Origin of the sequence: Hymenobacter canadensis, assembly GCF_027359925.1 — a bacterium.
Classification (GTDB): domain Bacteria; phylum Bacteroidota; class Bacteroidia; order Cytophagales; family Hymenobacteraceae; genus Hymenobacter; species Hymenobacter canadensis.
In genome coordinates this window covers 3134548-3159068 of sequence record NZ_CP114767.1, presented here as the reverse complement: position 1 = coordinate 3159068, position 24521 = coordinate 3134548, and the positions used below count along the sequence as shown (strand labels likewise).

General features: G+C 62.4%; 23 protein-coding genes. 13 read left to right on the top strand and 10 right to left on the bottom strand.

Features of this window, described 5'->3' with window-relative positions:
* Positions 1-28 precede the first annotated feature (28 nt).
* The 4 genes from O3303_RS13605 (at position 29) to O3303_RS13590 (ending at position 2148) form a co-directional block, all read left to right on the top strand.
* On the top strand, positions 29-520 hold the full coding sequence (locus O3303_RS13605) for a hypothetical protein (RefSeq protein WP_269558941.1): 492 nt from the start codon (positions 29-31) through the stop codon (positions 518-520).
* Positions 521-584: 64 nt separating this feature from the next.
* Positions 585-950: a hypothetical protein gene (locus O3303_RS13600; RefSeq protein ID WP_269558940.1), complete on the top strand. Its 366-nt coding sequence runs from the start codon at positions 585-587 to the stop codon at positions 948-950.
* 147 nt (positions 951-1097) lie between these two features.
* Positions 1098-1373, top strand: a complete 276-nt coding sequence (locus O3303_RS13595) for a hypothetical protein (RefSeq protein WP_269558939.1) — start codon at positions 1098-1100, stop codon at positions 1371-1373.
* Between the two features lie 136 nt (positions 1374-1509).
* On the top strand, positions 1510-2148 hold the full coding sequence (locus tag O3303_RS13590) for a hypothetical protein (protein WP_269558938.1): 639 nt from the start codon (positions 1510-1512) through the stop codon (positions 2146-2148).
* A gap of 146 nt (positions 2149-2294) precedes the next feature.
* On the opposite strand, the gene O3303_RS13585 is transcribed toward O3303_RS13590, so the two are convergent.
* From O3303_RS13585 to O3303_RS13575, 3 genes are all read right to left on the bottom strand, one after another.
* Positions 2295-3578 carry a M16 family metallopeptidase gene (locus O3303_RS13585; RefSeq protein WP_269558937.1) on the bottom strand — a complete coding sequence of 428 codons (1284 nt, stop codon included), beginning with the start codon at positions 3576-3578 and terminating at the stop codon, positions 2295-2297.
* 163 nt (positions 3579-3741) lie between these two features.
* Positions 3742-5190, bottom strand: coding sequence for a hypothetical protein (locus O3303_RS13580; RefSeq protein WP_269558936.1), 1449 nt, complete (start codon positions 5188-5190; stop codon positions 3742-3744).
* Between the two features lie 157 nt (positions 5191-5347).
* The gene (locus O3303_RS13575; RefSeq protein ID WP_269558935.1) at positions 5348-7999 is read right to left on the bottom strand and encodes a SusC/RagA family TonB-linked outer membrane protein; all 2652 of its coding nucleotides are present in this window, start codon (positions 7997-7999) and stop codon (positions 5348-5350) included.
* A gap of 140 nt (positions 8000-8139) precedes the next feature.
* Between O3303_RS13575 and O3303_RS13570 the strand changes: the two genes are divergently transcribed.
* The 4 genes from O3303_RS13570 (at position 8140) to ytxJ (ending at position 11333) form a co-directional block, all read left to right on the top strand.
* Complete coding sequence (locus tag O3303_RS13570; protein WP_269558934.1) at positions 8140-10128, top strand: alpha-ketoacid dehydrogenase subunit alpha/beta; 1989 nt, start codon at positions 8140-8142, stop codon at positions 10126-10128.
* 159 nt (positions 10129-10287) lie between these two features.
* Positions 10288-10578, top strand: coding sequence for a hypothetical protein (locus tag O3303_RS13565; RefSeq protein ID WP_269558933.1), 291 nt, complete (start codon positions 10288-10290; stop codon positions 10576-10578).
* Positions 10579-10656: 78 nt separating this feature from the next.
* Positions 10657-10974 carry a hypothetical protein gene (locus O3303_RS13560; RefSeq protein WP_269558932.1) on the top strand — a complete coding sequence of 106 codons (318 nt, stop codon included), beginning with the start codon at positions 10657-10659 and terminating at the stop codon, positions 10972-10974.
* A gap of 14 nt (positions 10975-10988) precedes the next feature.
* A complete protein-coding gene (gene ytxJ / locus O3303_RS13555; RefSeq protein WP_269558931.1) occupies positions 10989-11333 on the top strand; it encodes a bacillithiol system redox-active protein YtxJ in 345 nt (114 codons plus the stop codon).
* Between the two features lie 116 nt (positions 11334-11449).
* Here the strand turns inward: ytxJ and O3303_RS13550 are convergent, their stop codons facing one another.
* Positions 11450-11857 carry an OsmC family protein gene (locus O3303_RS13550; protein ID WP_269558930.1) on the bottom strand — a complete coding sequence of 136 codons (408 nt, stop codon included), beginning with the start codon at positions 11855-11857 and terminating at the stop codon, positions 11450-11452.
* A gap of 127 nt (positions 11858-11984) precedes the next feature.
* Here O3303_RS13550 and O3303_RS13545 point away from each other — a divergent pair, with 127 nt between their 5' ends.
* Together O3303_RS13545 and lipA are read left to right on the top strand one after the other, a co-directional pair.
* The gene (locus O3303_RS13545; protein WP_269558929.1) at positions 11985-12785 is read left to right on the top strand and encodes a hypothetical protein; all 801 of its coding nucleotides are present in this window, start codon (positions 11985-11987) and stop codon (positions 12783-12785) included.
* Positions 12786-12937: 152 nt separating this feature from the next.
* The gene (gene lipA / locus O3303_RS13540; RefSeq protein WP_269561913.1) at positions 12938-13834 is read left to right on the top strand and encodes a lipoyl synthase; all 897 of its coding nucleotides are present in this window, start codon (positions 12938-12940) and stop codon (positions 13832-13834) included.
* 99 nt (positions 13835-13933) lie between these two features.
* Here lipA and O3303_RS13535 read toward each other — a convergent pair whose 3' ends face one another.
* Positions 13934-14554, bottom strand: coding sequence for a DUF4136 domain-containing protein (locus tag O3303_RS13535; protein ID WP_269558927.1), 621 nt, complete (start codon positions 14552-14554; stop codon positions 13934-13936).
* 212 nt (positions 14555-14766) lie between these two features.
* On the opposite strand from O3303_RS13535, the gene O3303_RS13530 reads away from it, so the two are divergent.
* Positions 14767-15060 carry a hypothetical protein gene (locus tag O3303_RS13530; protein ID WP_269558926.1) on the top strand — a complete coding sequence of 98 codons (294 nt, stop codon included), beginning with the start codon at positions 14767-14769 and terminating at the stop codon, positions 15058-15060.
* A gap of 134 nt (positions 15061-15194) precedes the next feature.
* Here O3303_RS13530 and gcvP read toward each other — a convergent pair whose 3' ends face one another.
* Entirely contained in the window at positions 15195-18119 is a 2925-nt protein-coding gene (gcvP, locus tag O3303_RS13525; protein WP_269558925.1) for an aminomethyl-transferring glycine dehydrogenase, read from the bottom strand.
* Between the two features lie 303 nt (positions 18120-18422).
* On the opposite strand from gcvP, the gene O3303_RS13520 reads away from it, so the two are divergent.
* On the top strand, positions 18423-19634 hold the full coding sequence (locus tag O3303_RS13520) for an NAD(P)-dependent oxidoreductase (RefSeq protein WP_269558924.1): 1212 nt from the start codon (positions 18423-18425) through the stop codon (positions 19632-19634).
* Between the two features lie 140 nt (positions 19635-19774).
* Here O3303_RS13520 and O3303_RS13515 read toward each other — a convergent pair whose 3' ends face one another.
* From O3303_RS13515 to O3303_RS13500, 4 genes are all read right to left on the bottom strand, one after another.
* A complete protein-coding gene (locus O3303_RS13515; RefSeq protein ID WP_269558923.1) occupies positions 19775-20605 on the bottom strand; it encodes a DUF1206 domain-containing protein in 831 nt (276 codons plus the stop codon).
* 71 nt (positions 20606-20676) lie between these two features.
* A complete protein-coding gene (locus O3303_RS13510; protein WP_269558922.1) occupies positions 20677-21267 on the bottom strand; it encodes a hypothetical protein in 591 nt (196 codons plus the stop codon).
* Between the two features lie 164 nt (positions 21268-21431).
* Entirely contained in the window at positions 21432-21650 is a 219-nt protein-coding gene (locus O3303_RS13505) for a CsbD family protein (protein ID WP_269558921.1), read from the bottom strand.
* Between the two features lie 142 nt (positions 21651-21792).
* A complete protein-coding gene (locus O3303_RS13500; RefSeq protein WP_269558920.1) occupies positions 21793-22578 on the bottom strand; it encodes a hypothetical protein in 786 nt (261 codons plus the stop codon).
* A gap of 286 nt (positions 22579-22864) precedes the next feature.
* Between O3303_RS13500 and O3303_RS13495 the strand changes: the two genes are divergently transcribed.
* Complete coding sequence (locus O3303_RS13495; RefSeq protein ID WP_269558918.1) at positions 22865-24439, top strand: hypothetical protein; 1575 nt, start codon at positions 22865-22867, stop codon at positions 24437-24439.
* The last annotated feature ends 82 nt before the right edge of the window (positions 24440-24521 follow it).

Below are 24521 nucleotides of genomic sequence, written 5' to 3'. Positions count from 1 at the left end.
TTTGCCTACCATCTTGATTTTCCTGGTTATGAAATCCCTGTTCCTCTCCGCCTTTCTGGTCGCTGCTTCGTTCAGCACTTCTTTCGCCCAGGGCCAGCTGCCCGCCAACGCCGATTCGTGGCTGGATGAGCTGGCCGAGCCTGCCGCCGTGGCCCCCGACGAAGCCGAGGTGGCCCCTACTTATACGATGGGCTGGAACACTGCCCCCGGCCAGAGCCTGAGTTTGCACGGCCGCCCAACCACCGACTACTGGGGCCGCCCGCTCAAGAAAAAGCAGAAAGCCAACCTGACCACGGCCGCCGCCAAAGAGGTAGCCTACCAGGAGCAGGCCAGCACCGACCCCATGATGCAGTCGTCGGGCGTGATGGCGGCCCCCGGCATGAACACCGCGCCTTACCGCCGTGTGAGCACCGACTACTGGGGCCGCCCGCTCAAGCAGAAAGCCAAAGCTGCCACTACGCTGGGCAAGAGCACCACGGAAAACAGCACCGTAGCCTCCAGCGAGCCTGCCAGCTGGTAATACATCCGGACGCGCCGCGTCTGCGTATGGTAGCTCATTGCCAGTCTCCTAACTGAATTATGCCATGCGTATCGTCTCTGTTTTCACTGTTGGCCTCACTTTGCTTGGCGTCCTACTGATGTCGGAGGCAAAGGCCCAGAAAACCACCCGCCCCAGCGGCACCAAAAAGGCGGCTAACGGCTACCACCGCACCAGCAACACCCGCACCAAAGCTCGCTCCGGCGCCTACGCCCGCTACGACCGGTCGGGGCGGCGAGACGAGGAAGATATGAAGCTGGCCCCGGGCCTGCGCCTGAACATGCCCAGTCCGCCCACTACCGACTACATGGGCCGGCCGCTGAAAAAGAAAGCTTCCAAGCCGGCGGCAACCGGGGCATCGTCTATTTCCTCAGAGAAAAAGACTGCCCCGGCCACCCGCCGTAAGCCGTAGCCTCCGTGGCTCACGTTGCGCCCGATACAGTGAAAGCCTGATCTGCTGATCAGGCTTTTCGCGTGTAATGGAATGAGGTAAGTAGCTGAGGAAAAGGCGAAAATAAATTGTAACTTATAGAATGTCCCACCTTTCATCTGTCAGGTTATGGTTCGTTTTCCCCTACTACCCACCCTGGCTGGCTGCCTGCTGGCCCTGACGGCCCAGGCCCAGTCGGCCACTAAAGCCAAGCCCGCGCCGGCCAAGCCAGCAGCCGTGCAGCCCTTCGCCCCGGCTGCCACCCTGGAAGCCGATGAGCCGGCCGCGACTCCTGGCACCGCTGCCGCAACCAACCCGGCTGCGCCATTGCCGGCGGCGGCAGCGGTGGCACCCGCCGCACCGGCTGCGCCCGCCAAACCCAGCCCGAAGCCGGCAAAGCAATAGGCCCGCACTATGGCACGTTAATTCCCGTAACGACAGGAACTTCTGGCCCGGCTCTGCGTTTCGCAAGAATCTACACAGAAGGTTTCCTGCCAGCAGGCGGAGCCGTATCTTGCAGCACTTTTTAATCTTAGATCTAATGAATCGTTTTGCCTTACCGTTGCTGCTGGTCGGCACCTTCCTCGTAACTGCTCCTGCGCTGGCGCAGACTAAAAAGAAATCCAATGACGGCTGGGGCTCGTCGGATAGCTGGGGTACGCCAGCGGCAGCACCAAAAAAAGCTGCTGCTGCCCCGAAAAAGACTGCTGCTGCTCCGGCCGCAGCTGCTACCCCGATGGAAGCACCCGCTGCTGAGCCTGTAGCTGCAGCCACTACGGATGCCGTTTCCAGCCAAGCCGGTTTCGGTGGCGGCGGTATGTCGGCGGCGGGCACTAGCAACCAGCCCGGCGGCTCGGTGGTAGCGCCCGGCTTCACGGCGGCTCCTTCGCACCGTGTAACCACTGACTACCGGGGCCGTCCGCTGGCTCCCTACATCAAGCGCAATGTGCGCCGCCCCGATCCGGTGGTAGCCGCGCCTATGCCGGAGCCCGAGCCGGAACCAGTAGCCGCCGCGCCTGAGCCAACGCCAGCTCCGGTAGCTGCTTCGGCCAGCGCCAGCAAGACCAAGGCTTCGGGTGGCACCACGGCCACCAAGAAAGCGGCCGCGCCGGCCGCTAAGAAAGCTGCTCCCGCCAAGAAAAAGGACGACGGCTGGGGTTCGGGCGGCAGCGGCTGGTAAGCCAACCCGACTTCTAGGACCACACAAGAAAGGCCCGGCCGACGCATTGTCGGCCGGGCCTTTGCTTTGTAGATATTTAGTGTGTCACGGTGCGAGGGTAGAGACGCAAGATGTTGCGTCTCTACCCTCGTATTCCAGCCCAATGGCTACTTGGCGTCGGCGGTGGCCAGGGCTGCCGGAGCGGTTTCGGCGGCGGGCTGGGCGCGGTAGTAGAGCGTGCTGCAATTGTCGGGGCGCAGCACTTCCCGGGCGGCGGCGTGCACGGCGGCCGGCGTGACGGCCTGCAGGCGGGCGCTTTCCTGATTCACCAGGTTGGCGTCGCCCATCAGTTTGCTGTAGGCCAGATTCATGGCGCGGTTGAGCAACTCGATTTCCCCGAACACGATGCTGGCTTCGGCCTGATTCTTCACCTTTTCCAGCTCGTCGTCAGCTACCGGGGCCTCGCGGAGGGTGGCCAGCGCGGCTTCTACGGCCGCATCGGCGGCTTCCAGCGTCACGCCCGTGTTGAGCTTGCCGCTCACCACCAGCAGGCCAGGTTCCAGGGAGCCCGTCACGGAGGCTGAAATGGAGTTGAACAACGGGTTTTCCTTCACCAGCTGCTGGTACAGGCGGCTGGACTTGCCGCGGCCCAGCAGGTCGCTGAGCAGGTCCACAGCGTAGTAGTCGTCGGCGCTGCGGGCGGGCATGTGGTACACCTTATACAGGGCACTCAGGGGCACGTCGGCGGCTATTTCCAGGAAGCGGGGCTCGGTCTGGCGGGGCTCGGCGGGGAGCTGGCGCTCGTACGCTGGGCCGCCCGCAATGGGTTCGAACCACTTTTCGGCCAGGCGGCGCGCTTCGGCCACCGTCACGGCGCCGGCCACTACCAGTACGGCGTTCTGGGGGGCGTAGTGCTTCTGGAAAAACGCCCGCACGTCGTCCATCACGGCGTTTTCGATGTGGCTGATTTCCTTGCCGATGGTGGCCCACTGGTAGGGGTGGTGCTGGTAGGCGAGGGGGCGCAGCTTCAGCCACACGTCGCCGTAGGGCTGGTTGAGGTAGTTCTGCTTGAACTCTTCCACGACCACTTTGCGCTGCACTTCCAGGCCGTTTTCCGAGAAAGCCAAACTCAGCATCCGGTCCGACTCCAGCCAGAAGCCGGTTTCGAGGTTGGCGGCGGGCACGGTGAGGTAGTAGTTGGTGATGTCGGGCGAGGTGAAGGCATTGTTTTCGCCGCCTACCCGCTGCAGCGGCTCATCGTAGCTCGGGATATTCACGGAGCCCGAAAACATCAGGTGCTCAAACAGGTGCGCGAAGCCGGTGTGGTCGGCGTCCTCGTCGCGGGCGCCCACGTTGTAGAGCACATTGAGCACGGCCATCGGGGTGGTGTGGTCTTCGTGCACGATGCAGCGCAGGCCGTTGGCCAGCGTAAATTCTTCGAAATGAATCATGGAAGCAGAGCGGGAGAGAAACAGGATAGAAAGCTAACCATTGGTTGGCCTTTCGGGTTCGGAAGCATTGACTCAACAGGGTGTAGGGGGCAGGAAACAGGGCGAAGGCCGTTCCATCAAATTAAGGCCGAATGGTCATTGCCTAGCCTCCAATTCCCAAGCCCTACCAGCCTTGCAGGTAGTAGCGTTTTTTGTCTTTGGTGATGCCCCAATAGTGCAGTAGCCGGGCATTATACTCGGAATACTGCGGGTCGTTGATTTTCCACCAGGCGGCCACCGTGCAGCCCTCGCCCAGGCGTACCACCGGCTCCGATGACGCGGCCAGCCGCGCCAGGCTGGCCCGTTCGCAGTCGTTGTTGTTGGTGAGCAGCGGCTGGTCGGAGAGCATGAAGAACGCTGACACCACCAGCACGCCCGCCAGGTAGCGCCGCTGATGTGGGCGGGGCAGCTGGCGCAGCAGCAGCAGCGTGCTCAGGCCGTACAGAAACATCAAACCCATCAGCAGCGGCATGATGGAGTCGCGGCGGATGATGAGCGGGCGGTATTCGCGGTAGCCGCCCAGCGGCAGCAGCAGCACGTACACCACGCTGAACAGCCCTAGCCCCAGCAGTACCCGCCGCACCAGTTGGCTCTCCTCAGAAACCGGCAGCCAGCGCCGAATCAGCCACCCATTCAGCAGCGTGGCTCCCAGCAGCACCGGCAGGCCGGGCCGGCGGGTCAGCCAGAAAATACCCGACGGAATGCGGGTGTAGCGCTGCCACAGCGGCATCGTGTGCTCGGCACCTTCCAGCTCGTTTTGCCCGATGTAGAGCGAGTACAGGCACAGCGCCAGAAACACGCCCAGCAGCGCCACCGGCAGCCCCGGCAGCTGGCGCACCCGCTCCAGCCACTGCCCCGGCCCAAACCGCGCCCCGGCTTGCCACTGCCGCCACATCCAATGCACCCCAATGCCCAGAAACAGCACCGCTACCACGCCCGTGATGATGGCCCCGTTGAAGGCCAGTACCACCATCAGAGCGACCAGTGCTAAGCGGCGGGGCCAGCTCAGGCGCAGCGGTTCGCCGCGCCGCGCCGCCAGATAAAACGGCAGCAGCAGCAGCAGCAGCAGCGTCATCGGGAAGGCATAGAAAAACGTGTAGGTGATGGCCCGGTCCAGAATGCCCATCTGGTCGTTGTAGCCGCCGAGCTGAAACAGCGGCACCAGCAGCGCCGCCGTGGCCCACAGCTGCCACCGCCGCAGCGAGTAGCTGCCGGTGGTGTACACGGCCAGCACGTAGAGCAGCAGCCCCTGCACCAGTACCCCAAACAAGGCGCAGGCGGCGTACACGCTGGCAATGGGCGGCATCAGGCGCTGCAGCGCAAACGGCACCGTCTTGAAATAGCCGCCCATGGCCGCGTGGGCAAAAAAGCGGTTGGGAGCCACGTACACCGAGTCTCGCGTGAGCACCGTCCAGCCGAACGGGTCCTGCAGTACCCGTTGGGACATAGGTCCCGGCAGCACAATATCCACCATGTCGCCCTCCAGCGGCAGCTGGTTGGCCTGAAAAAAGGTGAAGGCCAGATCCAGCAATACAAACAAGATCAGCCCCCAAAGAAGTAGGCGTATTTTCATTAAAAAGCAGTAGCCCGGCCAATTGACTCTGGCCGGGCTACGCAAGTTACAGGGGATTTATAGTCTCTTTATATCGTATTTGCATTATATGTCATTTGGCGTGAATAAGCCAATAGCAACTGTGGTGCTGGATGGGGCATCTACTCCGTCACCAATCTTAAAATTCACCCTGCACGCCCAGCAGCAGAGTGCGGGCCGTGGGGTAGGCGCTGGCGTCGAGGCCGGCTTGGTTGGCGTCGGCGCCAGCGCTGCTCACGCTGGGGTCGAAGCCGCGGTATTTGGTCAGCACCAGCAGGTTCTGGCCGCCCGCCCACACGCTCACGCTGCGCGCCGCCTGCTTCCACAGCTCGTAGCTGACCTGCAAGCTGGACAGTCGCACATGGTTGCCCGACTGCAGAAAATACGAGCTGTTGGAGCGCAGGCCTGCCCCAGCGGCCGGCACGTCGGTGTTGGGGTTGGCGGGTGTCCAGCGGTCGAGCAGGCGGCGACCGTTGGCGTAGAAGGCGGGGTCGTCGAGGTAGCGGCCCGCCAGGCTATACACTTGGTGGCCAAAGGCACCATCGGCCTGCAGCTGCAAGCGCAGACGCTGGTAGCGCAGATCCTGCGTGAAGCCCAGCAGCCGCGTGGGCAGGCCCGAGCCCAGGTTTTCGTAGGTGCCCTCCGGGGAGGCACCCGTGCTGCCGGCGTAGCGGGGCTGGCCGGTGGCGTCGGGGCCGAGGTAGCGTAGGCCGCGGTAAGTGGCCAGCGGCTCGCCGTCGGCCGTTAGCTGCACGTTGTTGTTGCCCCACCCCACATTACCATAGTAGCGGCTTTGCTGGGCGGCCAGGGCCAGGGTGGTGCCGGCCCGCCAGCGGGGGCCACTCAGCCAGGTGCCGGTCAGGCTCAGCTCCAGGCCGCGGGCCCGCAGCGTGCCGGCCTCGTCGGAGCGGCCAAACAGGGCAATGGTGCTAAGGGCCGTGCGGCGCTGGTAGGCACCGGCCTCTACCATCAGTTTGTTGTCCCAGAGCCCCACGCTCAGGCCCGCATCCTGCTGGGTGGTGACTCCCAGGATTGATAGTGTCTGGATGCCCAAGCCACCCGCCCCGGTCTGGAAAAGGGCAAAGAAATTCTGTCCGTAGAGGTATCCGGCATTGGACGTACGCCCTACGCCTGCCCGCACATCCAGCTGCGACACGATGGAATTGTCCTTCAGAAATGCCTCCTGCCCGGCATGCCAGGTAAGCTGCGCGCCGGGGCTCCACTGCCAGCGCTGGTCGGTGCCGAAGGCGCTGCTGCCGTCGCGGCGGAGGCTGGCCTGCAGCTCGTAGCGGTCGGCGTAGGTGTAACCCGTCTGCAGGGTGGCGGTCAGCAGGTTGCTGTTAAATTGACTGACGCTGTAGCTGATGCTCTGCCCTGAGTTGTTGCTCAGCCGCGTGTCGGTGCTGTCGTACTGCTGCACATTATGATGGCGCACCTCCAGGTGCGCCGTCAGGGCGTGGCGCCCAGCCAGGGTACGGCTGTAATCGAGGGCAGTACGGTAGGTGAGCTGGCGCATCTGCCGCAGGTCGTTGCGGCGGTCTTCGTAGTCGGCAAATACGCCGCTGCCCCGATTGAAACCGGTGCGGAGCAGGTGGTTCCACTCTGCATGGCCCAGTAGACTGGCCGTGAAGTGCTGACCGAGCTGCTGGCGCAGTTCCAGGCGGGCCAGCAGCTGCCGCTGCCGGGGCTCGCGCGTCTGGCGCAGGGCCTGGCTGAGCGGATTTACCCCAAACCGCGGGTTATCGTTCAACTCACCGTCGGGCAGGCGGGCCGGAAACACCGGTGCGGCCGTCAGCATATTCAGCGTAAGGCTTTCGGGTGGGAGCCGGGCTTCGGACTGGCTGGCACCGGCGCGGGCATCCAGCGTGAGGCGGGGCGTGAGCTGCTGCTGCATGTTGGCGCGCAGGGCGTAGCGGCGCAGCTGCGAGTTTTCCACGATGCCGTTCTGGCGCAGGTGGTCGGCGCCGACGTAGTAGCGGGTGGTGGGGCGGCCGCCCGATACGCTCAGGTGGTGCTCCTGCAGGGCCGCCACGCGCAGCACCTCTTGCTGCCAGTCGGTTCCCTCACCTAGGCCAGCCACCTGGATGGGTGAAAACGGCTCCGGGAAGCCTGTGTTGCGGGCAGCTTCGTTCTGGAATTCGGCGTACTGGCGGGCGTTCAGCAGGTCGTAGCGGCGGCGCACCTGCTGCACCCCGCCGTAGCCGCTGTAGCGCACCTGCGGAGCTTGGTTTAGGCGGCCCAGCTTGGTGGTGATGCTGATAACGCCGTTCTGGCCCTGCGCGCCATACGCGGCCGTCTCGTACGCCCCGCGCAGCACCGTCACCGATTCCACGTCCTCATTGGGCAGGTTCAGCAGCGGGTTGAGGCCGTACACCTGCACTTGCTGCACGCCATAGGTGGTCTGTAGCTCACTCTCGCCCATGTTCTGGTACACAGGCACGCCATCCACCACGTAGAGCGGCTGCGCGTTGCGGGCCAACGAGGCCGCCCCCCGCAGCCGGACCGCCACCTGCGCGCCCGGCGCCCCGGAGTAGGGCGAGGCCTGCACGCCCGCTACCCGGCGGAGCTGCTCCTGGAGGGGGAGGAAGGGCGAGGGGAGGGGAATTGTTTCAATAAGTATTCCCTCAACTCTATGGTATAGTGTGTCATTCGATAAAGTATTCTGAAAAATGGGCAGATCATCGGTGGTTGCCGCAACGCCCACCCGGCGCGGGCTGAGCGTATCGGGCTGCTGGGCCAGGGCGGGGAGGGCAAGCAGCAACAAGGAACTCAGCGGTAGTAATCGGGTCATAAAAGCAGGATAAGGAAAGGAATTTAGCGCACGAAGATAGATGCCGGCTGGCCGCTCATTTCACAATCCTGCTGCCAATAATTTCGCATCCAACCCAAACCCGTACTTTTGGCGCCACCCACCACTTCTGCCTGCTCCCGATGAACTTCGACCGGAAAGACTACGCCAACGATACGCTCCTGCACCTCTACCAAGCCCTGCTCAAGCCGCGCCTGATTGAAGAGAAAATGCTGATTCTGCTGCGGCAGGGCAAGGTCAGCAAGTGGTTTTCGGGCATCGGGCAGGAAGCCATTTCGGTGGGCAGCACCCTGGCCCTCGACGAAGACGAGTACATCCTGCCGCTGCACCGCAACCTGGGCGTATTCACGGGCCGCAACATCCCGCTCGACCGCCTGTTTGCGCAGTGGCAGGGCAAAACCACCGGCTACACCAAGGGCCGCGACCGGAGCTTCCACTTTGGCACCAACGAGCACTACATCGTGGGCATGATTTCGCACCTGGGGCCGCAGCTGGCCGTGGCCGACGGCATTGCCCTGGCCGACAAGCTCGCCGACCGGCCCAAGGTAACCGTCACCTACAGCGGCGACGGGGGAGCCTCCGAAGGTGACTTCCACGAGGCCCTGAACGTGGCGGCCGTGTGGCAGCTGCCGGTCATTTTTATCATCGAAAACAACGGCTACGGCCTCAGCACGCCCTCCAACGAGCAGTTCCGCTTCCGCTCCTTCGTGGATAAAGGCCCCGCCTATGGCATGGAGGCCGTGCAGGTAGACGGCAACAACGTACTGGAAGTGTACGACACCGTGCGCCGCCTCACTGAAGACCTGCGCCAGAACCCGCGCCCGGTGCTGCTGGAGGCCCTCACGTTCCGGATGCGCGGCCACGAGGAAGCCAGCGGCACCAAGTACGTGCCCCAGGAGCTGTTTGACGAGTGGGCCCAGAAAGACCCGGTGGAGAACTACGAGAAGTGGCTGTTGGCCGAGGGCATCCTCGACGAGGAAGCCCGCATGCGCTACCGCGAAACCATCAAGCGCGAAATCGAGGAAGGCCTGCGCATAGCCGACGCCGTGCCCATGCCCACTGCCAGCCTCACCGAGGAAATCGGCGACATGTACCGGGCTTTCGAGCCCGATTTGGCCCTGAATCTGACAACTGACAACCAGCAACCAACAACTGACAAACGCTACGTCGACGCCATTTCGGACGGGATGCGGCAGAGCATGGAGCGCTACCCCGAACTGGTGCTCATGGGCCAGGACATTGCCGACTACGGCGGGGTGTTCAAAATCACCGACGGCTTTGTGGCGCAGTTCGGCAAGGCGCGGGTGCGCAACACGCCCCTCTGCGAGTCGGCCATTGTGGGCGCGGCGCTGGGTTTGAGCATCAAGGGCCGGAAGGCTATGGTGGAAATGCAGTTTGCCGATTTCGTGACCTGCGGCTTCAACCAGATTGTAAACAACCTAGCCAAAAGCCACTACCGCTGGGGCCAGAACGCCGACGTGGTGGTGCGCATGCCCACCGGCGCCGGCACCGCGGCCGGCCCGTTCCACTCGCAAAGCAACGAGGCCTGGTTTACGCACACGCCCGGTCTGAAAGTGGTGTACCCGAGCAACCCCGTCGACGCCAAAGGCCTGCTCTGCGCCGCTTTCGAAGACCCCAACCCGGTGCTGTACTTCGAGCACAAGCAGCTCTACCGCAGCATCTCAGCCCCCGTGCCCGACGCCTACTACACCACGCCCATCGGCAAGGCCGCGCTGGTTCGCGAAGGCGACACGCTCAGCATCATCACCTACGGCGCGGGCGTGCACTGGGCCCTGGGCCTGGCCGAGGAGCTGAACCTCGACGCCGACATCCTGGATTTGCGCACCCTGCTGCCCTGGGACGAGGACGCCGTGCGCAAAACGGTGGAGAAAAACGGCCGCGTGCTGCTGCTCCACGAAGACACGCTCACGGGCGGCCTGGGCGGCGAAATCGGGGCCTGGATTGCCGAGCATTGCTTCCGCAGCCTCGATGCGCCCCTCATGCGCGTCGGCTCCCTCGACACTGCCATTCCGTTTTCGCCCAACCTCGAAAAGCAGTTCCTGCCCCAGCAGCGCCTCCGCGAAGCCGTGGAAAAGCTGCTGAGCTACTAGACAATAGAACGTCATCCGGGAACGTCATTCCGAGCGAAGCGGAACGTAGTCGAGGAATCTCGCGTGCTGACGTTGCGCTAGCACTAATTTTACAACACTAGCGAGATTCCTTTATTACGCTCCGCTTCGCTCGGAATGACGTTCTATTTTCGCAACTCCATGAAACCACTCGTTACGCTGTGTTTGCTAGGGGCGCTGCTGGCCGGCAGCAGCTGTCACCGCTACGCGCTGCCCAGCCCCAAGGGCCCGCCCCAGCCCAAAGTGAAGCGTGGCGCCCGCGGAGCCGCTGATGCCAACGCCGACGGCACCGCGGCCGCGCCGGCCGAGGTGAAAACCCAGAAAAACAGCTACACCAAAAACGGCCTGCTCAAAAAGCCTAAGTATGAGCGGCGCCGGCTGAAGCGCAAAGTCGGGCAGCGCAAGTTTCTGGGTATCACGCTGCCGTTCTAGCGGGCAGCCTTCGGCGTAGTTTTTGCGTATCCTGTCAGGCTGCCGTCAGCCATTTGTTTCTCTTCCTTGTTGTTCGCTATGCGTTATCTACTGTTGCTGCTCGGTGTGGTTTGTTTGTCTGCCACTGCGGCCTCGGCCCAGATTGAGCCCACCAACCGCCGGGCCGAAAACCGCCGCGCCCTGCGCGACGCCCGGAAATACCCCGCGCCCTACAAAGACTCGCACCTGGCTGTGAACAAGGAAACGCTGACGCCGGGCGAGGGCGGCCGCACGCCCGAAAGCGAGGACGAAGCCCGCGACTACAAATTCGACAAAACCGGGGCGGCCCGCGTAAGTGAACCAAGCCCGCTGGGTTTGCGTCTTCGCAAAAAGAAAAAAGACGCTCCCGCCAACTAATACCAACTCCATTTATGACTCCCTGGCAACCCCTCACCCAATCCGAGCAGCTCCTCGACATCGTTCGCGAATCGCAGCAGCAGCCGGTTATCATCTTCAAGCACAGCACCACCTGCTCCATCAGCGCCGCCGCCAAAGGCAAGATTGAGCGCCAGTGGGCCGACGCTGGCCTCGACAACGTGAAAATCTATTACCTCGATTTGCTGCGCTTCCGGCCCATCTCGCAGGAAATTGCCCAGAAGTTCAGCGTGCAGCACGAGTCGCCGCAGTTGCTGCTCATCCAGGACGGTGAGTGCCGCTACGACGCTTCCCACATGGGCATCCGCCTTGCCGACGTGAAGCAGGCCGTAACCGGCTAAGCCCGAAAGCCCGTCATGCAGAGCGGAGCGAAGCATCTCGCCAGTGTAGTAAACGAGTTTACCACACTGGCGAGATGCTTCGCTCCGCTCTGCATGACGGGCTATTTGGTCAGGTGCTAGTTCTCGTAGAAGAACTGAACATCCTGTTCGATTTCAGGGTTGAGACTTAGCGCCACCGGGCAGGTGCGGGCTGCATTTTCGAGGATGGTGCGCTCTTTTTCGCTGAGCGTGGCTGGTAGCCGGAAGTGCACGTCAATCTGCCGGATGCGGCGGGGTTCGGCGGCCATGTGCTTGGTCACGTCGTACGTCACGCCGGTCAGGTCCAGGCCCTGCCGCTCCGCCACGATGCCCATGATGGTCATCATGCACGAGCCCAGCGCGGCACTGACCAGGTCGGTCGGCGAAAACGCTTCGCCGCGGCCGTGGTTATCCGTGGGCGCATCGGTGAGAATGGTGGTGCCGGAGGCCGTGTGGGTGGCTTCGGTGCGCAGATTGCCGGCATAGCGGGCGGTGGCAGTGCTCATACGGAATGATTTGGAAGGTTAGCCGGTTAACAGCATGATACCTGCAAATTTACGTACTTTCGACAGGGTAGCCGCCGGGCGGCCCTTACGGTTCAGTTCTTTTCACCCTCTAGCCCTTCTGCGCCCCGTGCGACACGTACTTACTCTGGCCGCTACCCTGCTGGCTGCTGCCGCTCCGGCGGCGGTGTGGGCGCAGAAGGCACCTGCCGCTGCCCCCAACGACGATCCTTCCTACCGCAAGGAGTTTGTCTACGGCATCAACTTCAACACCAAAGGTGGCCTGATTGGCGGCGTTTCGGTGCGCTCCAGCCACGTGCTCAACGAGAAATGGTCGCGCTACTGGAGCATTGAGGGCGTGGAGGTGAAGCACCCGAAAGAGCGCCGGCTGGTCAGCAACAACGGCGGCTCGTTTGTGCGCGATAAAGCCAACTTCCTGTACGTGCTGCGGCCGACCATCGGCGTGCAGCGCGTAATTTTTCGGAAGGCCCCCGAGGCGGGTGTGCAGGTGAATGCGCTGTTTGGCGCCGGCCCGTCCATCGGGCTGCAGATGCCTTACTACATCTACTACGACTACACCCCAGTCGACCCCAACGGCCAGGCCCTCGGTCCCGACGACATCCGGGCCGAGGCCTACGACCCGCGCCTGCACGGCAACCTTGGCCGGGTGCTCGACCGGGCCCCGCTGTTTTCGGGCATCAACGAGGTGAAGCCGCTGCTGGGGGCTCACATCCGGGCCGCGCTCAGCTTCGAGTATGGCCGCTACCGCGACGCCGTGGCGGGCATCGAAACCGGCTTTCTGCTCGAAGCCTACGGCAAGCGCCCCATCATCCTGAGCACGCTTCCCTCGGCCGACATCGACGACAACAGCATCAACAACCGCTTCTACCCCTCGGTGTACCTCACCATTTACCTGGGCTCGCGCAGCTAAATTGAGAAGTGAGACTGTAGGAAGTGAGAGGTGAGACTTTCGTTCTGTTGGCCCACTTGGGTTTCAGAACAAAAGTCCCACCTCTCACTTCTTACAGTCTCACTTCTATCTTCTCGCTTCTCTACCCTTACCTTTACAGCATGGAAGATTTGCTGCTGACCCTACCGATCATTCAGCCCGAAGCCGCTGCTCCGGCCAAGCCGCGCAAGCCCGACTGGCTGCGGGTGAAGCTCCCGGTGGGCCCCGAATATGCTGCCGTACGCCGTCTCGTGGACGAGCACAAGCTGCACACCATCTGCGAAAGCGGCAACTGCCCCAACATGGGCGAGTGCTGGGGAGCCGGCACGGCCACCTTCATGATCCTGGGCAATATCTGCACCCGCTCGTGCTCGTTCTGCGCCGTGGCCACCGGCCGCCCCAGCGAGTACGACACCGATGAGCCGCGCCGCGTGGCCGAAGCCATCCAGCTGATGGGCGTGAAGCACGCCGTGCTGACGTCCGTTAACCGCGACGAGCTCAAGGACCGGGGCGCCAGCATCTGGTACGAAACCGTGGTTCAAACCAAGCGTCTCTCGCCCGAAACCACCATCGAAACGCTGATTCCGGACGTGAAAGCCAACTGGGACGCGCTGGACACCATGATTGCCGGCGGCCAGGAAGTGGTGTCGCACAACATGGAAACTGTAGGCAGCCTCTACCGGCTGGTGCGTCCGCAGGCCAAGTACGAGCGCAGCCTGGAGCAGATCCGGCGCACTTACGAGGCTGGCAAGCGTACCAAGTCGGGCATCATGTTGGGCCTCGGCGAAACTCGCGACGAGATGTATAAAGCCATGGACGACCTCGTCGCCAACGGCCTGCACATCCTCACGCTGGGCCAGTACCTGCAGCCCACCAAGCGCCACCTCGAAGTGGCCGAGTTCATCCACCCCGACGTGTTTGCGCACTACCGCGAAGAAGGCCTCGCCCGCGGCCTGAAGTACGTGGAAAGCGGCCCGCTGGTGCGTAGCTCCTACCACGCCGAGCGCCACGTAAACGTACCCATCAACTAGTCTGAAAGAACCTTCGTGGTTCCGCCAGTAGAATATAAAAAAAGCCTTTCCCGATCAGGAAAGGCTTTTTTGCGTGCGTTCAAAGCTGGTGGCTAACAATTACCGGCTGGCATTGGGGCCTTCTGGGCCCTGCGGCGGGTAGGTGCCCAGGATGCTGTTGACAATGCGGTACACTTCAGGCTCCGAAATGGTCTGTTTGTCTACCTGCGCTTGGCCCTGGCCGCGCCATGCCAGCTCCTTGCGGCGCACGTCCACGAAGTCGATGATGACCGTGCCAGCTTTGTAATTGGTGACGAAGGTGTTGCCGCGGCCGTAGAGGCCGCCGTAGTAGCCGTAGCCGCCATATGGGTAGCCATAAGGGCCCATGCCTCCGTAGTTGGCCTGCTGCTTGTCTTCCACCTTGGCCGAATAGGCAATGTAGAGGTCGGGCGAGGTTTCGGCGTAGGTGAGGCCCTTGGCGGTCATTTCGCGCTCCACGGCCGTGCGGATACGCTTATCCAGAAACGACTGGTAGCCCTGGGCGGGGCCGCCTTCGGTGTCCTTGGTCTGCGTCGGGTACCACGACCAGGTTTTGTAGGCCCGGAAGTTCACCGAATGGTCGTAGTCGGACGTGACGCCCACTCGCGACGAGGTAGCGCAGCCCGAAACGCCCAGCACCAGCGCCGAGCCCAGGGCCAGCATAGCCGCCGGCCGGCTGAAAAAACGAGGGATATGAGACATGAGGAATAACAAAAAGAAGTGAGAGAGAAGCGGCGCAAAAACCGGGCAGCCAGTAGCGTGCAAAGAGTTTTGCTGTTCTGGTTTTTTAACATCCTACGCCTATCCATCGTTCCCGGTTTTGGGCCCCGTCCTGACCTGGAGTAAAATTATTCAGGGAAAATTCTCTTTTGCTTCTGAATGTATATATCTTACCCCAATCCTATTACTCCACCATGAACAAACCCACCTTATTTCTGCTCTCTCTACTAGGCCTGGCCGCCTGCACCGCGGCAAAAGAAGATACCGGAAGTTCCCGCACCGCCAGCACTTCACAAGCCAATACCATTGTGGAATGCATCCTCTACGACGGCATGACCAAGCAGTCGGCCCAGCTCACCAGCCTCGGGTCTGATACGCAGGTGCAAATCACGGACACGGTAGACGTGTACTTTGTGAAGGCCCGCGTCCTGAAAGACGGCCAAGTGCTCAACGGCTACATGTACCGGAGCTGCTTCGGCAAACAGTAGGCTTTTAGTGCTTGGTGCTTAGGCACTGGAGCCCAGGAACGAAAAAACAGAAAGAAAAAGAGGCCCCGCCGTAACACGGCGGGGCCTCTTTCATATCCACTAAGCACTAAGCACTAAGCACTAAGCACTAAGCACTAGTACGACGGACCTTTGTCGGTTTCTACCAGCTTCTCCTCGGCGTCTACATATTCCTCGATGGGGGTGCAGGAGCAGATCAGGTTCCGGTCGCCGTAGGCCGAGTCGATGCGGGAAACGGTGGGCCAGAACTTGTAGCTGCGGGCGTAGTCGGTGGGGTACACGGCCTGCTCGCGGGAGTAGGGACGCTCCCAGTCGTGCACCAGCACGGTGGCGGCGGTGTGCGGGGCGTGCTTGAGCACGTTGTCCTTGGCATCGGTGCGGCCGGCTTCTACCTCCGCAATTTCCTTCCGGATACTGATCATGGCCTCAATGAAGCGGTCCAGCTCCTCCTTGCTTTCCGATTCGGTCGGCTCGATCATCAGCGTGCCGGCTACCGGGAAGCTCACCGTGGGCGCGTGGAAACCGTAGTCCATCAGGCGCTTGGCAATGTCTTCCACCTCGATGCCAGCCTTTTTGAAATGGCGGCATTCCAGAATCATCTCGTGGGCGCAACGGCCGTTCGAGCCGGTATAAAGCACGGGGTAGTGCTCCTCCAGGCGGGCCTTGATGTAGTTGGCGTTCAGGATGGCAATGCGCGTGGCCTGCGTCAGTCCTTCGCCGCCCATCATGTTGATGTAGGCGTAGCTGATTGGCAGGATGCTGGCCGAGCCCCAGGGCGCGGAAGTAACCGCGCCGGCCGTGCGGCCGTCGGCGTCCACCAGCACGTGACCCGACAGGTAGGGGGCCAGATCAGCCACTACGCCGATGGGTCCTACGCCGGGTCCGCCGCCGCCGTGCGGGATGCAGAACGTTTTGTGCAGGTTCAAGTGGCACACGTCGGCGCCGATGATGGCGGGCGAGGTGAGGCCCACCTGGGCGTTCATGTTGGCGCCGTCCATGTACACGCGGCCGCCGTGCTGGTGAATGGTGGCGCAGATGTCGATGATGGTTTCCTCGTACACGCCGTGCGTGCTCGGGTAGGTCACCATCAGGCAGCTCAGGCGGTCGGCGTACTGCTCGGCCTTGGCCTTCAGGTCCTCCACGTCGATGTTGCCTTCCTCGGTGCTCTTCACCACGACCACCGTCATGCCGGCCATGACGGCCGAGGCGGGGTTGGTGCCGTGGGCCGAAGCCGGAATCAGGGCCACGTTACGGTGCTGGTCGCCGCGGGCATCGTGGTAGCCTTTGATGGCCAGCAGGCCGGCGTACTCGCCCTGGGCACCCGAGTTGGGCTGCAAGGAAACGGCATCGAAGCCGGTTACCTCACACAGCCATTTCTCCAGATCGTGGAAGATTTCGGTGTAGCCGGCCGCCTGCTCGCGTGGGGCGAAGGGGTGCAACCCACCGATTTCGGGCCAGGTCACCGGAATCATCTCGGCGGTGGCGTTGAGCTTCATGGTGCACGAGCCGAGCGAAATCATGGAGTGAGCCAGGCTCAAATCCTTGTTTTCGAGCTGCTTCATGTAGCGCAGCATCTCGTGCTCGGAGTGGTGCGAGTTGAAGATGGGGTGCGTGAGGTACTCGCTCTTGCGGATCAGGTTGTCGGTCCAGGTCACCTCCACCTCATCGGCCTGGGCTACCTGGCGCACGTCGCGGCCCAGCACTTTGCTGAATACGGCCACGATGTCCTGCACGTCCTCCAATTCGGTGTTCTGGTTGAGCGAGATGCCTAAGCGGGCCGTGCCGTCCTGCTCGAAGTAGCGGAAGTTGATACCCGCCGACTCAGCCTCCTGCCGGATGGCCGTCTGCAGCTCCGCACTTTCCAGCTGGATATCAAGCGTATCGAAGTAGAACTCGTTGGTCTGCTCCAGGCCCAGTGCGTGCAGCTCGGCGTCGAGGGTGCGAGCGAGGGCGTGGACGTTCGAGGCGAACTGCCGGATGCGCTGCGGGCCGTGGTACACGGCGTACATGCCGGCCAGCACGCTCAGCAGCACCTGGGCGGTGCAGATGTTGGAGGTGGCTTTTTCGCGGCGGATGTGCTGCTCGCGGGTCTGCAGGGCCATGCGGTAGGCCTTGTTGCCGGCCGCGTCGATGCTCTGGCCGATGATGCGGCCGGGAATCACGCGCTTGAAGGCGTCTTTGGTGGCCAGGAAACCAGCGTGCGGGCCGCCGTAGCCCATCGGCACGCCGAAGCGCTGGGAGTTGCCCACCACGGCGTCGGCGCCCATCTCGCCGGGAGGCGTGAGCAGCGTCAGGGACAGCAAATCGGCGGCCACGGTCACGAACAGGTTGTTGTCGTGGGCCTTCGAGATGAAGTCGGTGTAGTCGTACACGGCGCCGTCGGCGGCGGGGTACTGCAGGATGGCCCCGAACAGGGTTTCGTCGGTGAGGTCAGCGGTGCGGTGGTCGCCCACCACCAGCTCAATGCCAATGGGCGTGGCGCGGGTGCGCAGCACGTCGATGGTCTGGGGCAGCACCTGCTCCGATACGAAGTAGCGGGTGGCGTTCTTTTTCTTGCTCAGCGAGTGGAACATGTGCAGCGTTTCGGCGGCGGCGGTTCCTTCGTCGAGCAGGGAGGCGTTGGCAATTTCCAGGCCCGTGAGGTCAATTATCATCGTCTGATAATTGATGAGGGCTTCAAGGCGACCCTGGGCAATTTCGGCCTGGTAGGGCGTGTAGGCGGTGTACCAGCCCGGGTTTTCCAGAATGTTGCGCTGAATTACGGCCGGCAGCTGGGTATCATGGTAGCCCAGGCCGATGTAGTTTTTGAACAGCTTATTCTTGCCGGCAATGCCTTTGAATTTCGCCAGAAAAGCCCGCTCCGTGAGGGCAGCGGGCAGGTTCAGCGGCTTCTTGAGGCGGATGGCGGCCGGCACGGTTTCGTCGATGAGCTGGTCAATCGACTCCACGCCGATTACGCGCAGCATCTCAGCTACGGCAGCTTCGTCGGGGCCGTTGTGACGGTCCACGAACACATCGGCGGGCTTGGTCTTCAGCAACATAAAAAGATGGGTGAGGGTGGCAACAAACAGCCCCGGGAAGGAGCCCTGACAAAGGTAGCGCGAAAAGGCTTCACCCTTAAACCGATAAACCGGCAAATGTTTGGGCATTTCAACCGGCAACCTATCTGTCATCCTGAGCGGAGCGAAGGACCTTCTCACACCGGAACGTCTTAGATCCAAGAGAAACCCGAACGTGAGCAGGTCCTTCGCTCCGCTCAGGATGACAGACGCGTGATGTGCCCGAGAGCGACAGGTCAACAATTTTCCGCAGATTTAGCCCCCGAACTTCCCATCCCCACCCGTATGCGTCCCATCACCATTGGCCTGATCCGCGAAGGCAAAACTCCGCCTGATAAGCGCGTGCCGCTCACGCCCAAAAAATGCACCGAGGCCGAAGCGCGCTTCCCCGGCCTGCAGCTGGTGGCCCAGGAAAGCCCCATCCGCTGCTTCTCCGACGACGAGTACCGCGCCGCCGGCATTGCCGTGTGCCCCGACGTATCGGATTGTGACATTCTGATGGGCGTGAAGGAAGTACCCGCGGCGCAGCTCATCCCCAACAAAACCTACCTGTTTTTCTCGCACACCGTGAAAAAGCAGCCCGCCAACCGTGAGCTGCTGCGCCAGGTGCTGGCCAAGAACATTACCCTGATTGACTACGAGTTGCTCACCAACGAAAACGGGGAGCGGATTGTGGCCTTTGGGCGCTGGGCCGGCATTGTGGGGGCCTACAACGGCCTGCTCACCTACGGCCGCAAGCACGGCCTCTATGAGCTGAAACCGGCTTATGAGTGCGTGGATATGGAGGACATGCAGGAGGAGTTTTTCAAGGTGAAGAAGCTACCGCCCATTAAGATGGTCGTGACCGGCTCAGGCCGGGTAGCCCAGGGCGCGGTGGAAGTGCTGAACCTGATGGGCATCCGGCGGGTGAGCGTGTACGACTACCTCTACCTCGACTTCAACGAGCCAGTGTACACCCAGTTGCGCAGCTCCGATTACAACCGTCGCCGCGACGGCCGGGTGTGGGATACGCCCGACTTCCACCGCCACCCCGAGGAGTACGAAAGCACGTTTCGCAACTTTCTGCCCGTTACTAACCTGCTCATTGCCTGCGCCTACTGGCACCCGGCCGCCCCGCGCCTGTTCGAGGAAGCCGACACCTGCCGCGCCCACTTCCGCATCGACACGATTGCCGACGTGACCTGCGACGTGGACGGCTCCATCCCCGTCACCAAGCGCAGTAGCACCATCCAGGAGCCCGCCTTCGACTATAACTGCCAGACCGGCGAGCTGGAGCCGGCTTACTCTGCGCCCGGGAACATCACCGTAATGGCCGTGGACAACCTGCCCTGTGAGCTGCCCCGCAACGCCTCCCGCGACTTCGGCCGCCAGCTACTTGACAACGTGCTGCCCCACCTTGTGCACGAAGGCACCGACGCCGTGCTGGAACGCGCCACCATTGCCCGCAACGGCCAGCTCACCGAGCGGTATCAGTATCTGCAGGATTACGTGGGGTAGGAGGGAGAGCCTAGATTTTAGAGCTTAGAACTGAGAACCTGCATTTTATAGCCTGGAAAAGAGTGGGGAGCCATTCGTTCTGTTGACCCGGTTGGGTTTCAGAACGAACGGCTCCCCGTCTGCTTCTAAGCTCTAAAATCTCAGATCCGGCGCAGCACCGGGTATTTGGCCTGCACGAGCATGTAGAGTCCATAGGCCATCAGGCCCAGCGCCACGATACCGAGTACCACTGGGCCCATACTGGCCAGCAGGTCAAACGCTTCGTCGGTGCTGCCCACGGCAGCGGCGCGTGACTGGCGACCGGCCTGCACGAAGAAGTAGCCGATGATGGCCATCACCACGCCCCGGGCCGTGTAGCCGAGTTGGCCCAGGCGGTACACCGTGTTCTGCTGGCCGCCGGGGATGTCGGAGCTGTTCACATCTTTGTGAAAACTACCGGAGTAGGCTTTATAAATCTGGTAGATGCCGCCGCCGATGATGGCCACGCCGACCAGGATAATGATCCAGTCGCCGCCGGGCCAGCCCAGCACGCGGGCCGTGAGGGTTTGCTGGGTGTTGCCGCCCGCCTCGGCCGAGCCATTCATGGCCAGCTTAGCGGCGTACCAGGCCAGGCTGGCGTATAGCAGCCCGCTGGCCGCAAACCCGATGCGTCGGCCAATGCCTTTGGCGTCGCCGCCCTTGCCTTCCGTGTCCACCACGGCCTGCGTAAAGCGCCACACAATGTAGCCCAGCAGCCCGAAGGCAATCAGGCCCAGCAGCACCGGCCCGCCGGGCAGGCTCTGGATGGTGAGTACGGCTTCTTTTTTATCGGCTGTCTGGCCGCCTTGCTGGCCGGTGGCCGCCAGCAGCGCCAGCACGCCCATCAGCAGATACACGGTGCCCTTGGCTGCAAAGCCAAAGCGGGCCAGCGCCCGGATACCGCCCGAAGGTGAAGTGGGCACGGCGGCAGTTAAGTTGTCAGAGATACTCATGGAGTTCGTTGGTTGGGGGATACCCGTCCTCTACGCGAAAAGGCCAACGACGTTCACCGGGGCCTGATTGGCTACCGGAGGCGCGGCCGGTATTGCGGCGGCAGCTGATGCCCCAGCACGCCCAGTGGGCGCCAGGGCTGGGCCCCCCGCTGCATCAGCCGCCTGTTGAGTGGGATGTCCAGCGTGTAAATGGCTTTGCCCTTCAGCGCCGGCTGCCCGAGTAGCCGGTCAAGATTGCCGCCGGGCTTCAGGTATGGAATGAAGAAATCATCGGCGAGGTCGGCGATGAGCAGATTGCGGATTTCAGCCGTTTCGTCGGTTATATGGCGCACGCCGGCTTCAAAAGGCGAGACGAACAGCAGCCGGTTGGCCTGGATTTCGGGGCCGTACTCCATGCGCACGTTTTGCTGGATGCCCCGGCCCAGCGCGTAAATAATCGGCTGCTGCGGCCCCTGCAGCAAATACCGGAACACCGCCTGCTCCAGCCGCGAGTGAAAGCCCGACAGCACGCAGCATTGCTCATAGCGCTGCTCCAGGGCCCACACATACGTGAGGTACTCAATGGAGGCAGGATAGTCGCGGGAACAGAAAAATGCCGTTTTGCACTGCTGCAACAATGCGGTATTACCCAGGGTGCGCAGTTCTTCAGCGGCTATGCGCATGACAGGCAGGAAAACAGTGCATGACTAAAGATAGAAATATTATTACTAAATAAATAATATGTGCCTCATGAAGCTGCCAGAGGACAGGCTGTATGCGGGCCGGATAAGCAAAACGCCCCGGGCCATAAGGTCCGGGGCGTCTCACTTGGTAAGCGGCTTCGTTACTAGAACGTGCGCTGGAACCAATGTTTGATGTCGTCGATGGTTTCGCCAGTCTTCTGCTGCAGACGGCCATACCACTCGTCCTGCTTGCCTTCTTCGTAGTTCAGATCGTCGTCGGTCAGGCTACCCCATTTCTGCTTAGCCTGGCCTTTGATTTCGTTCCAGTTGCCGCGGGTGCGCAGTTCGGTGCTGTCGTCGATGCCGTTGTTATTAGCGTCCATGTTAGTAGAGGTTAAGGTGGGAAAGATAGCCAGCTATACGCGGCCTGGTAGCGGGGGTTGACAATGCCATAATTTTACTCCCTACCCGCTTCCTGCTTTCCTGGCCCAACCAAGCCAGCCACTACCGCCACCTGCGGCACTGTTACCGGCGGCGCGAGTTGAAGCCCATCAGCAGGCTGATGCGCGCCCCGCCGTTGCCGGGTACCACCGCCAGGTTCACCGGGAAATTGACGCCATCATACTGAAACGAGGTGCCCACTGCCAGCGCCACGCTGGCACTCACCGGCGTCAGGTTGGGGCCTATGCCAAATTCCAGACCCTTGGGGCCTCTGATGCCGAACAGCGCATTGAGGCTGGGAATAAACTTGCCCTGCTCCAGCCCACCTATCAACGGTACAAACTCAAACAGGCCCGCCGTGCCATTGGCCAGCCGGAAAATGCGGGTTTCAAACTGCCAGCCGAACTGCGTGAGAAACGGGTTCAGGCCCGGCACCGACTCGCGCGCCTTGTTCACCACGCCGCCCGTCAGCACGGTGGCCCCAATGCGCGGCCCGCCCAGATACACTGTGCCGCCAGCGGCATCTTCGTCGCCGGGCACCACGGGGCCGGGTGGGGTAGCGGCCCTGGCGGGGGCCGGCGCCGCGGGCAGAAACCCCGCTACCGGCGCCGGGGCAATGGCGGTCGGGGCGGCGGGCCCAAACTCATCCTGGGTGCCGTTGGCGTACCGGATCAGGCGTACTTCGGCTTTGCGCACAATGTAGAGCGGGCCCTCCAGGTTGTCGGTGCGCCGGAAGCGGATGTCGGTGGGCGTTACTTCCACCACCTTCACCCGGATTTCCTCGGTGTTGTGCTTGATGAGCAGGTCCTGAGCCTGCGCGACGGTGGCCGCCAGTAACAGGGTAGCAGAAAGGAGTAGCAGACGGAGCATAGCAGTGGCTGTAAAGGAGGAAGGAAGTGTCCGGTGAAGATGCGGCACAACCTCGTCGCAACGGCTGCCAGCTTTTTACATTGTCCGACTTTGGTTATGGCTTTATTTTTATAACAAGTAATTGATTTTTAGACGATTGAACTGTTGTAAATATGATTTTTCAGGATGCCGTTTGTAGTTGGTTTTCGGGGAGAAAGGCGCTTTCTTTAGGCAGTTGATTTTAGGGTAGTCCCGAGCCGATAGGGCGGGGTTGCCACGCGCTATTCTGTTTCGCCTGCACTCCGTCATGGACGACCTTCGTACCACCCTGGCTACCTTTTCGCCCACCGACCGCAAGGAGTTTCTGCAGTTCATTCAGCGGCAGAAGCGCAAGCCCAAAGGCCGCATGGACCTGCGCCTCTGCGAGCTGCTGCTGCACGTGAAGCCCTACACCACGCCGCAGCTGCTGGCCAAGCTCTACCCCAACGAGCCCAACGCCGTGGCCTACTACGCCCTGCGCAAGCGCCTGCTCCGCCACCTCACCGACTACCTGCTGCTGCGCCAGCGCCAACAGGACCCCACGGCGGCCTCCTCGGTGCGCGGCCTGCTCACGCTGGCCCAGTACCTTTTCGAGGCCGGGGTGCCGCGCCTGGGCTGGTCGGTGCTGCGCAAAGCCGAAAAGCTGGCCCACGACAACGAGCAATACGAGTTGCTCAACACCGTCTACTCGCTGCAGATTGCCCAGGCAGGCAGCGAATACGCCGACGACTTGGCCGACATCATCCGGCGGCACCGCATCAACAAAAAGGCCGCCGACGAGGAGGAGCGGGCCAATATTGCCGACAGCCTGATCCGCCAGCGCCTGCGCCAGGCCCGCGTGAAAGGCCGCGCCGGCGAGGCCTTCGACGGCATTCTGCAGGACGTGCTGCGCGAATACGACCTGCAGGAGGCCTTTGCCAAGCGCCCGGCCGTGCTGTACCGGCTGATGTCCATTGCCCGCAACGCCATGCTCGTGCGCCGCGACTTTGTGTCGTTTGCGCCGTTTGTGCGCCGTTGCTACCACCTCATGGAAAAGCGCCACGGCTTCCTGCCGGCCCACCGCTACTACCAGTTGGGGCTGCTGTATATGGTGGCGCACGCGCTGTACCGCACCCGCAAGTTTCAGGAGTCAGTGGAGTATCTGGAGCAGCTGCGCGGCGTGCTCGACGAGGGCGGGGCGCAGGCCTACCAGGCCGCCTGGCTGCCACGCTACACGTTTCTGCTGGCCGCCAACTACGCCTTCCTGCACCGCAACGCCGAAAGCATCCGGCTGCTGGAGCAGGTGCTGCGCCAGCCCGCCACCGTGCTGGCCCCGCGCGACGAAATGACGGCCCGCCTGGGGCTGGCGTTCCACTATTTTGCCGAAGGCCAGTTCAGCAAAACCAACCAGACGCTTATCAGCATCGGCCGCTCCGACCACTGGTGCGAGCAGGAAATGGGCCTGGAATGGATGCTCAACAAGAGCATGGGCGAAATGCTGGTGCAGTTTGAGCTCGGCAACCCCGACCTGGCCCTCAACCGCCTGCGCGCCATCGAGCGGGTGCTGCGTGAGCGGTTTAGCGCCGATGGGGAGGGCTATACGGCGGTGCTGCGCTACCTGAGTCTGGTGCGCGAAATAATCGAGGACCCGGCGGCGGCGCGGCGGCCGGGCTTTGCCGAGCGGGTGGGCCAGCTGCCGCCCTTCGCGCCCTTGGAGCAGGAAGACCTGCAGGCCCTGAGCTTCTATAGCTGGCTGTTTGCCCGCACGCAGGGGCGGCCCTACTACACGGTGCTGCTGGAACTGGCGGGCAGCGCCTCGCCGGCCCTCGAGCCGCAGGCGGCGGCTGGCAGCCCTGCCGCGTAAGCAAAAACAGGCCCCTTTCAGTCCGCAAAACGGAAGGAAAGGGGCCTGTGAAATTCCGCGGGCACCGGGGTGCCAGTCGGAA